8 protein-coding genes are annotated in these 10873 nt (G+C 63.3%); all 8 read right to left on the bottom strand.

Going from position 1 to position 10873, the window contains the following annotated elements:
- The coding region (locus EN914_RS10265) for an aminotransferase (protein WP_127389069.1) at positions 1–1165 on the bottom strand (1165 nt) is incomplete at its 3' end.
- Positions 1166–1260: 95 nt separating this feature from the next.
- Entirely contained in the window at positions 1261–1992 is a 732-nt protein-coding gene (locus EN914_RS10260) for a LamB/YcsF family protein (RefSeq protein WP_024502399.1), read from the bottom strand.
- Positions 1993–2004: 12 nt separating this feature from the next.
- The gene (locus EN914_RS10255; RefSeq protein ID WP_024502398.1) at positions 2005–4353 is read right to left on the bottom strand and encodes a xanthine dehydrogenase family protein molybdopterin-binding subunit; all 2349 of its coding nucleotides are present in this window, start codon (positions 4351–4353) and stop codon (positions 2005–2007) included.
- Entirely contained in the window at positions 4346–4843 is a 498-nt protein-coding gene (locus EN914_RS10250; RefSeq protein ID WP_024502397.1) for a (2Fe-2S)-binding protein, read from the bottom strand. Before EN914_RS10250 ends, EN914_RS10255 begins: the two co-directional genes overlap by 8 nt.
- Positions 4840–5691, bottom strand: coding sequence for a xanthine dehydrogenase family protein subunit M (locus EN914_RS10245; protein ID WP_024502396.1), 852 nt, complete (start codon positions 5689–5691; stop codon positions 4840–4842). The genes EN914_RS10250 and EN914_RS10245 overlap by 4 nt, the downstream gene beginning before the upstream one ends.
- Positions 5692–5853: 162 nt before the next feature.
- Complete coding sequence (locus tag EN914_RS10240; protein WP_024502395.1) at positions 5854–7821, bottom strand: hydantoinase B/oxoprolinase family protein; 1968 nt, start codon at positions 7819–7821, stop codon at positions 5854–5856.
- 3 nt (positions 7822–7824) lie between these two features.
- Positions 7825–9852: a hydantoinase/oxoprolinase family protein gene (locus tag EN914_RS10235; protein ID WP_024502394.1), complete on the bottom strand. Its 2028-nt coding sequence runs from the start codon at positions 9850–9852 to the stop codon at positions 7825–7827.
- Positions 9853–9954: 102 nt separating this feature from the next.
- The coding region (locus EN914_RS10230; protein ID WP_127389068.1) for a helix-turn-helix domain-containing protein at positions 9955–10873 on the bottom strand (919 nt) is incomplete at its 5' end.

The raw sequence follows: 10873 nt of genomic DNA, 5'->3' as shown, positions 1-10873 counted from the left end.
TGTCTGCCACCAGCTCAACGGCGCCGATAAGACCGGTGCCCCGCGCTTCGCCGACAAGCGGGTGATCGGCAAATGAGCGGATGCCGGCCTGGAACGACGTCTCGAGGCGGGCCGCGTTTCCGATCAGGTCCCGCTCCTCGAAGATGGCCAGGTTTTCGAGACCCACTGCCGTCGCGACCGGATGACCTGACGCCGTGAAGCCGTGGCCGAAATTGCCGATCGTGGCGGTGTTGTCGGCGATCGCCTGATAGATCGCATCGGAGAAAATGACGGCGGCAAGTGGCATATAAGACGACGTGATTTGCTTGGAGACCGTCATGATATCAGGCGTGAAGCCGTATTTCTGAGCGCCGAAGGGCGTACCAAGCCGCCCGAAACCACAGATCACCTCGTCTGCTATCAGAATGATATCATTTGCCCTGCAGATTTTCTCCACGCCTTCCCAGTACCCGACCGGCGGTGGCAGAACGCCGCCGGCTGCCATGAGCGGCTCTCCTATGAAGGCTGCGATGGTGTCAGCCCCTTCTTCGGCGATCACCGCTTCCAGCTCGGCGAGCAGGCGCGCCGTGAAGGCGGCTTCGTCTTCGCCTGCCATGCCGAAGCGATAGAAGTGCGGGCAGGTCAGGTGGCGAACGGGAATGGCCGGCAGATCGAAGTCGCGATGGTTGACCGGCAGGCCTGTCAGGCTGCCGGAGGCGACGGTGATGCCGTGATAGCCCTTGGTCCGTGCCAGGAATTTCTTCTTTTTTGGCCGGCCCAGCGCGTTGTTCATGAACCACATCATCTTGACGATGGTGTCGTTGGCTTCCGAGCCCGACGACGTGAAGAAGACACGCGTCAGGTTTTCCGGCGTCATCTCCACGAGTTTCTCCGCCAGCCGGATGGATGGCTCATGCGCCTTGGAGGAGAAGGTGTGGTAGTAGGGCAGCTTCAGCATTTGCTGATAGGCAGCGTCGGCCAACCGCTTTTCCGAAAAGCCGACGCCCACCGACCACAGCCCGGCGAGCCCTTCGATGTATTCCTTGCCCCGCTCGTCATACACGCGGATGCCGTCGCCGCGGCTGATGATCAGCGGCCCGGTTTCTTCGTGCTGACGCAGGTTGGTGTAGGGGTGCATGGTGGTGGCGATGTCGGCGGCGGCGAGAGAGTTGGAAAGCGCATCCATGGAAGTCCTCAGCGGCTTGGGGAAATGGTTCGGGCGGTGAGTTCGAGATAGTCTTCGATCCCATGCGTGGAGCTTTCACGATTCGGGAGAATGAATCATGGCAGGCTGTCGGAATGCGTATCGATGATCCGTCGCATCAGCGCGGCGACGTCGCGCGCATTCGGCGGATCGGAGTGGATGCAGACGGTGTCGAAGTCGACCGGGCGGATCGTGCCGTCTGTCGTGACGAGCTCGTGTCGGCTAAGCGCCCCCACCATGCGGTGCTCGGCAAGCGTCAGGTCGATGGCCGACTGGACGCGCGGAATGATCAGGCTGCCGCCGGGAGCGTAGGCAAGATCGGGAAAGAACTCGCCCACGAAGGCAACGCCGAGTTCGGCTGCCGCCGTCTCGTGACAGGTTCCCGCCATGCCGAAGAGAGGGACGCCGAACGGCTTGACCGCCGCGGCAATTGCCCGGGCAGTGTCGACGTCGTGCGCGGCCATGCCGTAAATGATGCCATGCGGCTTGACATGGCTGAGCTCCCCGCCCTCGGCGGCCAGCATCCCTGTCAAAGCACCGATCTGGTAGAGGAAGGCGGCTGTCAGTTCCTCCGGCTGAAGTTTCATTTCGCGCCGGCCGAACCCCTCACGATCGGGAAGGGAGGGATGCGCGCCGACCCGCTTGCCATGCGAAAGCGCGAGGCGCACGGTCTTCAGCATCGTCCATGGATCGGAGGCGTGGAAGCCGCAGGCGATGTTGGCGCAATCGATATGAGGCATGATGCCGGCATCGTCGCCGAAGCGCCAGTTGCCGTAGCTTTCGCCCATGTCGCAGTTCAGGGTGACCATGGTTTGCTTGCCTCAGCCCAGAGTGTTCGACGCCCAGCCGGGGGCGATGTGCGGGAATTCCGGCGGTGGTTCGCGCTCATGCAGCAGTCGAAGCACACGCGGCGGCGTCAGTGGCAGCTGCCGCACCGGCTTACCGATGGCGCGTGCCACAGCGCAGCCGATCGCCGCGCCCACGGCCAGGATCGGGACCTCGCCCGCGCCCTTGGTGCCTAGAGGCCCCATCGACGGGGCGCCCTCGTAGAGGTCGGCGGCGACCGGAATCACGTCCTGCGCCAACGGCAGGCGATAGGTCTCGAAATCGTCCTGTGCGATGCGTCCATCGGCGGTGAGCGTCACCTCCTCATGCAACGCATAGCCCAGTCCCTGCACCACGCCGCCCTGTATCTGGCCCAGGATGGCGCGCGGGTTGAGCGCGCGGCCGACATCTTGAACCACGCGATAGGCCAGCACCTCGACATGGCCGGTCTCGGGGTCGACCGCGACCTCGGCCTCGTGAACGACGAAGACGGGAATGTCGAGCGCATCGATGAAATGCCCCATCGCGCAGCCGGACATTGCCGGAGTGTTCCTGGCGGTAAAGGCTCCGCTTCCGGTGATCGGGCCGGTGGTTGCCTGCGCATGGGCGACGACAGCGGGGATCGACATGCCGGAACCGGGACGTCCCGTGATCTCGACACGACCGTCCCGCAGCACCAAGTCTTCCGGTCGGGTCTGCAGCATCTCGCCGGCGGTCCGCAGCAGCTTCTCCCGCACGTCCGCGCAGGCGGCCACACTTGCCGCGCCGATGGACACGGTGGTTCGTCCGCCGCCAACACCGACATCGAGACCGGCGGCATCCGTATCGGCTTCGCGCACGATCACCTGGTCGGGAGCAAGCCCGAGCTGCCCGGCCACGATCTGCGGCAGGGACTGCACCATCGTGCCGGACCCGATCTCCACACCCGAGGTGACCAACGTTGCGCTACCGTCGGCGTTCAAATTCACCGTCGCCGCCGAAGGCCCGACGAAAACGAACCATGTGCCGACCGTGGTCGCAATTCCATAGAGCCTGCCGTCGGCCTTCGCTTCCGATGTGCCGGTACTGGCACGCAACGCCTCCATGCGATCGAGCATCGGAGCCAGCACGTCGGCCTCGAAAACCTGGCCCGTGGCACCGAGATCGCCATCTCCCAGGACATTTTTCTTCCGGAACTCCATCGGGTCGAAGCCTAGCGCATCGCAGATTTCGTCGGTGTGCCGCTCCAACGCGAAGGTGTTGTAGACGCCGTTGCAAGCGCGGAAAGCGCCGTTGGGTGGTGTGTTGGTGTATACGGCGCGGCTGACGAGCCGCGTTGCGCCAACCCTGTAATTGCCACCCAGCGTGTGCGCCGTCATCGTCGTCAGAAAAACCTGTTCGCCTCCATACGCGCCGCAGTCCATCAGCACGACCGCCTCGCGCCCGGCGATGTATCCTTCGGCGGTGACGGCGGAGCGGATGCGGATTTCCGCATTCTCGCGACAGAGGCAGGTTGCCATCTCTTCCTGCCGGGTGTTTTCCAGGACCACCGTGCGCCCGGTCATCCGCGCCAGAAGTGCCGTGATCGGCTCGATGGACGCATCGAATTTCAGGCCGAACCCGCCGCCGACAGGCGGCACGGTGACCCGCACACGCCCGGGCGCAAGCTGCATGACCCTTCCGGTGACGTTGCGAACTGTCCAAGGCACCTGCGTCGATGTCTGGATGTGAGCACGACCGTCCTCCCAGGAGCCGATGGCAACGCGCGGTTCGAAGGGCACATGGCTCTGCCGGCCGACGGTGAAGCTGCTCTCGACAATGCGTATGTCGGGACGGGCGAAGGCCGCATCGACGTCACCGCGGCTGGATTTTGCCTCCCATGCGATGTTGCCGGCACGTGCACCGCCCTCGGTGATCACCTCATAGCCGCGCCAGCCTTCATGGACGAGACGGGCGGCAGGCTGGAGCGCTTCGGCCATGGTGGATACCGGTGCCAGCGGCTCGACCTCGAGCACGATGGCGGCAAGCGCCGCCCGCGCCTGCTTCTCCGTCTCGGCGGCAACGACGGCGATTGGCTCGCCATGATAGCGGATCGTGTCGATGGCCAGGAGCGGATGGTCGGCAATGCCGATGCCGTAGAGCCCTGGCGCGTCGGCGCCGGTCGCCACTGCGCGCACACCAGGACAGCGAAGTGCCGCCGAAACATCGAGCTTGCGGATACGCCCCGCGGCAACGGTCGACCGCAGCAGCACGGCATGCAACATGTCGGGACGAACCCGGTCGTTGGTGTATTTCGTGCGCCCGCGCAGCTTGTCCTGCGCATCGCGGCGGGGAAGATTCATCACCGTGGCGGACAGCTCAGACATGGATGCCTCCCACCGACTGGCCAGCCTTCCGCGCTTGGTCGAGGCAGTCGGCCACGGCGTCGACGATCCGCTCATATCCGGTGCAGCGGCAGATGTTGCCGACCATCGCGGCCTTGATGTCGGGGCGGCTCGCATGCGGGTTGTCACGCACGAACGCCGAAAGGCTCATGACCATTCCCGGGAAACACATGCCGCATTGCACGGCATCGGCCCCCTCGAAATTGGCCTGGAGCGGGTGCAGCGCCTGGTTGCCGGAACTCAATCCCTCGATGGTCGTCACCGCGCATCCCTGGACGAGGCCAATCGGCTTCAGGCAGGACGGCACCGCCTCATCGTCGACATGCACGGTGCACGCGCCGCAGAAGCCTTCGCGGCACACGGCTTTGGTCCCCGTCAGGAATCGTTCCTGCCGCAGGATGTCGACGAGCGGCGTCATCGGATCGCCATCAAAGCGGCAGTCCTCGCCATTCAGCTGGAATATCACGGTCATACCAGGCGCCCGGTCTTGAGAAGTGCGGCAACACCGCGCTTGACCAGAGGCGCAAGAACCTGGCGCCGGTACCAACCCTCCGCTTCCTTGCCGTCACGTCCCTGAAAATCATTGTGCTCCAGCGCAAGCTCGGCGGTGCGTTCCGGATCGAACGCAGAGGCAGAGTCCGCCGCCATGGCCTGTTCGAGCGCCGTCCAGCGCCGCGCTACCGGCTCCACCGAGCCGACGGCAATGCGACATCGTTTGTCCTTGTCCACCGCAAGCGAGACGATGGCGACCGGGTAGTCGCCGGCTTTCCGAAGCGGCAGGCGGATATGCGCGCTTGCGACAAGGTCGCGGCGCAGATGAATTCTCGTGACAATCGCTTCGGCCAGCAGCGCATGCCTGTCTTTGAGGAAATCCGAAATACCGATGAGTTTTGGGCCTTCGAACGTCTCCAGCTCTACCGTCGCCTCACAGACGAGAAGCGCGGGGGCGAGATCGGCGGCGGCAAAGTCGAGGGCACAAAGGTTGCCGCCCACGGTGGCGACCCTTCGGATGCCGGGATTGGCCGCATTCTCCGCCGCGGCAACCAGACCTTCGAAGCCCGCTGCCCCATGCAACGCGCGGCCAAGGACTGCATGGGTAACGGCTGCGCCGATCACGACATGGTCGGGTTCGATTTCGACCTTGGACAAGGCCGGTATTCGGTGGAGTGCGACCACCGCCTCGGGAAGATCGACCCCGCGCCGTGGATCACGCATCATCCAGGTACCGCCGGCAAGCACCGCCGCGCCTTGCCGGCGTGCGGCCATTGCCTCTTCAATCGTGCTGGCTGCGGTGAACGATCGTTCCACGCTCGGTGCCATCTGTCATACCCCTCGGAAGCAGCCAACTTTCGCGGCGCTGCAGCATTGTTGCTCCAGCTTTAGGCTCCTGTGAAATAGTAATTCTTTGAATATGGTATCGAAAAAACAGATAACTCGGGCATCCCGCGAGCGCCCGCAAGATTGCGGCGCGCTCGCTAGCGCTCAGACCCAGTGGGCAACGGTCCGTTTCTCAAAACTCTCCCGGAACTGGGCGGTGGTTTTGGGAAGTAGTTCGCCAGTCTCCCAGTCGAGGATCACGGCATAGTGCCGAACCGCATCGAGCGTATCGATCTCGCCGGAGCGGTATTTGCGCGCGACCTCCTCGGGATCCATGCGTGCCCAGTCCTTCCGTTTCGCCCGGATGTCGGCACGGCAGGCTTCGGTTGCCGTCCCGTCGATTTCGTACTGGCACAGGTCGCGGTCGATTTCGCGGATCACCACGCCGTAGTCAGTCCTGGCGCGCTCCAGAGAAACGTAGTCGTCGATCACGTCCTCCATCACCTTGCGGGGCTCGCGCTCCAATGGATCGCCGAAACCGCCGCCGCCGGCCGTCGGACGAGCGAACTGGTCGCCTGTGTGGACGGAGTAATCGGAGAACACGGAGCCGAGCCAGATCTCGGTCTCTTCTCCGGCGCGCTTCATGGTCAAGCCGTGGGGCATCGACGGCAGCCCCCCTTCGACGCCCCAGACGACAGCGCGCTCACGGTCGCAAATATAGGACATGACGGCATTTTCAGCCTCAAGCAGCAACGAGGTCTTCTGCACGCCGACGCCGCCCCGCCATTTGCCGGGTCCGGCTGAATCCTGCTTGATCTGGAACTCGACCGTCCGAGTCGGATTCACCCGCTCGTTGCCTTCGTTCGGCTGCGACATCAGCCCGGTTCCGAAGCAGGCGGTGGTGACATCGGCACCATCCTTGCCGTTGCGCCCGCCCCAGCCGCCAGGCAGCCATTCGTAGAACATGAAGATCGGCTTTTCGGGTTTGCGCGCATCCCGTCCCCCGGCCAGCAGATATTCGAGGTTGAAGGCGCAGGCGATAGCGCGTTCGGGCATGATCTTCGACCACATCTCGAAGATCGCGTTCATGATCTTTTCAAACGGCATCAGGAACCCGGTCACCGCCACCGGCCATTCCGCGCTGACGATGCTGTTCTTCGGCGCGGTCACCTCGATCATCCGGTAAAACCCGCTGTTGAGCGGGAGGTCCGGAAAGAAGGTTTTCATGCCGGCGACCACGGCCGAGAAGGTCGCGCCCGGTGCGGAATTGTACATCGAGGCAATGGTCGAGTGGCTTCCCGTAAAATCGTAGTGGATCGTGTCGCCCTTGATCGTCATCTTGATGCGTATCGGGATCATGCCTTCGCCGGCACCGAGATCCCGATCGATGTAGTCGACCGTCTCCCAGGTGCCGTCGGGCAGGTCCGCGAGACGCTTTCGCACCGCACGTTCGACGTAGTCCTGGACCTCCTCCATACCGCGCATGACTTGACCGCGGCCGTACTTCTTGACCAGCCGCAACAGTTCGCGCTCGGCAGCCAGCGTCGCCTGCGCCTGGGAATGGATGTCGCCGATGATCGATGCCGGATCGCGCGTGTTGGCCGCGATCATGTTGGCGACGTCGGAGCAGAAGCGGCCGCGCTGGAAAAGGCGCAACGGCGTGATCCGCAGGCCTTCGCGGAACATATCGCGGGCGGTGACATCGAAGGAGCCCGGCACCGAGCCGCCAAGATCCGACCAGTGGCCGTTCGACTGGGAGAAGCCGATCAGTTTGTCTTCGTCGAAGATCGGCCGGACGAGCCGAACGTCGCTGAAATGCGTACCGCCGGCATAGGGATCGTTGATTGCGTAGACATCGCCGGGTGCCATATCGCCTTCGAAGACCCGGATCACTTCCTTACACGTGTTGTGCAGTGTGCCGACATGGACCGCGATGTCGTAGTTGCCCTGGGCGACGGAGTTGCCATCGGCGTCGTGCAGGGCATTCGAAAAGTCTCGGTTGTAGATGACGAAGGAATAGCAGGTGCGAAGCATCTGTTCGGCCATCTGGTCGACGGTGGTGATGAAGGAGTTCTTCAGCACCTCGAACGTTACCGGATCTAGGCCAGGGCCCGTTTCAATCAGCTTTGTCATGTCTCAGCCTTTCGTCACGATGAGAATGTTCAGGAAGCCGTCGACGGTCGCGCTCATTCCCGGCGGAACCACGGTGGTGGAATCGAACTGTTCGACGATGGCGGGTCCCGCAAAGGCAGCGCCGGCGCTGAGTTGATCGCGTTCATAGACAGCCGCGTCATGAGATACGCCGTCGAACCAGACGCCGCGGCGGCCAAGCGGCTCGGGCACATGAGGCAAGACTTCGTGTCGCGGTATCTCGGCTTTCGGGACGATGCCGATCGCCTTGACCGCGATGCGGAAGATCGACACCGGCGCGTCTTCGCGGCGGTAGTTGAACTCGCGTTCGTGTTCGTTGTGGAATGCCTCGATCAGCGGGCAGATGCTCTCGATCCGCGCCGGGGCTGACACCGCGAGCGAGCGCCATTGGCCCTGGTACATCATCTCGACCGTGCGCTGCAGCGCCATGTCTTCCTGCGCCACGCCCTCATGGCCCAGACGCTCAACCGCCTGTTTTTCCATCAGAACGAAGGCTGCCTGCATCTCGGCGGGCGAGACAGTCGAAGCATCGGCCATGAAGCTTTCGGAGAAATCGTGCTGCACGTCGACGAGAAGGCAACCGAGCGCGGAGGTGACGCCGGGATTGGGCGGTACGATCACGGTTGGAATCGAAAGCTCCTTGGCCACGGCCGCTCCGTGCAAAGCGCCAGCACCGCCGAATGCGACCAGCGCAAAGTCGCGCGGGTCGTAGCCTCGGCTGATGGAGAGAAGCCGGACGGCATTGCCCATATTGGCGTTGGCGACGGCGATGATCGCCTCGGCCGCCTGGTGGAGTTCCATGCCGAAGGGTTCCGCCACCGTCTCCTGAACCGCCTGGGTGGCCAGAGCGGGGTCGAGCGTGATCTTGCCGCCCGCAAGGCTGGTGCCGAGACGGCCGAGCACGACATTGGCGTCGGTGTTGGTGGCGGTGCGGTTGCCATTCTTGTAGCAGGCCGGACCTCGAAAAGCCCCAGCGGACTGCGGTCCGTTGCGCAAGCTGCCGCCCTCGTCCTGCCATGCCAACGATCCGCCGCCCGCACCGATGGTCAGCACCTCGATGGAGGGGAAGCGGATCGGATATCCGAATTCGATGTACCAGTCTTTCGTGATGCGCGACTCCCCGTTCCAGGCCAGCGAGACGTCGGTGCTGGTGCCGCCCATATCGAAGCCGATCGAGTTCGGGAAGCCACAGAGATTTCCGATAAAGCGGCTTGCGATCGCGCCGGCGGCGATGCCGGATCCCGCGAGCCGAGCCGAGAAATCCCTGACGCTCGCGGGCGTCATGACCCCGCCACCGCTGTGCAGCAACAGGAGATCTCGCTTGTATCCGGCGTCGGCAAGCCTTTCTCCGAGACGCGACACGTAGTCGACGACGACCGGGGCGCAGACGGCGTTCGCCATGGTGGTGGAAAAACGTTCGTGCTCGAAGATTTCCGGCATCACCTCCGAGGAGATCGAGACCGGCAGATCCGGCATTGCCTCCTTCAGGATCTCACGCATGCGGCGCTCGTTGGCGCCGTTGACATAGGAGTTCATGAAGCAGACGGCGATCGACTTGACCTGCCGTTTCTTGAGAATCTCCGCGACACGACGCGCGGCCTCTTCGTCCAACGCTTCCAGGATCGTGCCCTCGGCACTGACCCGTTCCCGGACGGTCAGCCGGTCGCGGCGCGGGATATAGGGCTTGGCGACATCTTTGTAGGTGTCCCAGAGATCTTCCTTGTTGGCGCGACGGATCTCTACAACGTCACGAAAACCCTCGCTGCAGACCATTGCGGTGCGCGGCAGACGGCGGGTGATCAGCGCATTGGTGGCGACCGTCGTACCATGAGAGAACATCGTTACCTCCGAAAGATCGATGCGCCCCTGCTCCACGCCATTCATGATGGCCTGCATGGGATCGTCAGGCGTGGAGGCGGTTTTTTCGATGCGGATCGCTCCGCTGTCTTCGTCCATGATGCAGATGTCGGTGAAAGTCCCTCCGACATCGACGGCAACTCTGATTCGGCTCATGACAGTTCCTTCGCAAGGTCTTGCGGGCAAAGCCCCGCCTTCGTCGCCCCTTGCCGGGGAGACGTTGCATGAATGGTGGAATTGGCCCGGATTTCGTCGGGACTAGTGGCGCTCTCGCGAGGCCGAAGAGCCGCCCGCCCGGTTCGCTGCTTCGCGACGGGTATCCGTCGGTGCGCAGCCGAACCGCGTCCGGTAGTGCTTGCAGAACTGGGACTGGTCGGCGAAGCCCCAGCGGTAAGCGATCTCGGCTACGCTGCTGATGTTGGTCACCGACATCAGCTCCTCGGCGCAAAGTTCAAGCCGGGCGTCGCGGATGAAGCCGTTGATCGACTGGTTGCTGTCCTGAAAAAGGACCTGCAGGTAACGCAGGGAGATGCCGCAGGCATCAGCCACCGCCTGCGGGCCGAGGTCGGAATTCTTCAGGTTGTCGCGAATATACTGCTCGGCACGATGCAAATGGCCGGCCCGGATCGACGAGATGCTGCTGTCCAGCACGCGATCGTCGCTCACGATCGACAGGCACAGCATTTCCAGGATGTGCCTGCCCATCATCTCACGAGCGACTTCAGTAATCTCATCGAGATGGCCGATCGTGGTTCGCACCGTGTCGAGGAAGAGCGCGGCGATGCCTTGGGTCGCGTCGAAACTGAGCGCACTGAGCCGTTCGGCGGATCCGATCCGTGCCCGAACGCTCGATGATGGTACCTTGAGGACCCACAGCGCGTTTGGCTTGCCGTGCCAGAATTCGTAAGGCGCATCTCCCCGCTCGACGAGAAAGCCCCCCGGCCTGCAATTGACGGTTCTCGACCCTTGCGAGAAATTCACCTCCGACATCTCCGGGATCGTGATGAGCAGGCTGGCGTCACGCTCGTTGAGGAAGTGGCGGCGGTGGCGACGATAGCTTACGGCATCGCAGCGCATTTTAGACACGCTGACGAGCCCAAGCGAGAAGGTTTCCAGCGTGCCTGAAAATTCGCGACGGTTCCGATACTCGGTGTCGAGCGGAAAATAGGCTTCGGTA

The organism is Mesorhizobium sp. M7A.F.Ca.CA.001.08.2.1, from assembly GCF_003998455.1.
GTDB lineage: Bacteria > Pseudomonadota > Alphaproteobacteria > Rhizobiales > Rhizobiaceae > Mesorhizobium > Mesorhizobium ciceri.
Note: the sequence above shows the minus strand (reverse complement) of the source record. Positions and strands in the feature narration are given on the sequence as shown.

What these genes read in the sequence shown, in the direction of transcription:
- EN914_RS10235 (WP_024502394.1), bottom strand. Translation starts at nt 9,852, where the DNA reads ATGAGCCGAATCAGAGTTGCCGTCGATGTCGGAGGGACTTTCACCGAC.
- EN914_RS10250 (WP_024502397.1), bottom strand. Translation starts at nt 4,843, where the DNA reads ATGACCGTGATATTCCAGCTGAATGGCGAGGACTGCCGCTTTGATGGC.
- EN914_RS10260 (WP_024502399.1), bottom strand. Translation starts at nt 1,992, where the DNA reads ATGGTCACCCTGAACTGCGACATGGGCGAAAGCTACGGCAACTGGCGC.
- EN914_RS10255 (WP_024502398.1), bottom strand. Translation starts at nt 4,353, where the DNA reads ATGTCTGAGCTGTCCGCCACGGTGATGAATCTTCCCCGCCGCGATGCG.
- EN914_RS10245 (WP_024502396.1), bottom strand. Translation starts at nt 5,691, where the DNA reads ATGGCACCGAGCGTGGAACGATCGTTCACCGCAGCCAGCACGATTGAA.
- EN914_RS10240 (WP_024502395.1), bottom strand. Translation starts at nt 7,821, where the DNA reads ATGACAAAGCTGATTGAAACGGGCCCTGGCCTAGATCCGGTAACGTTC.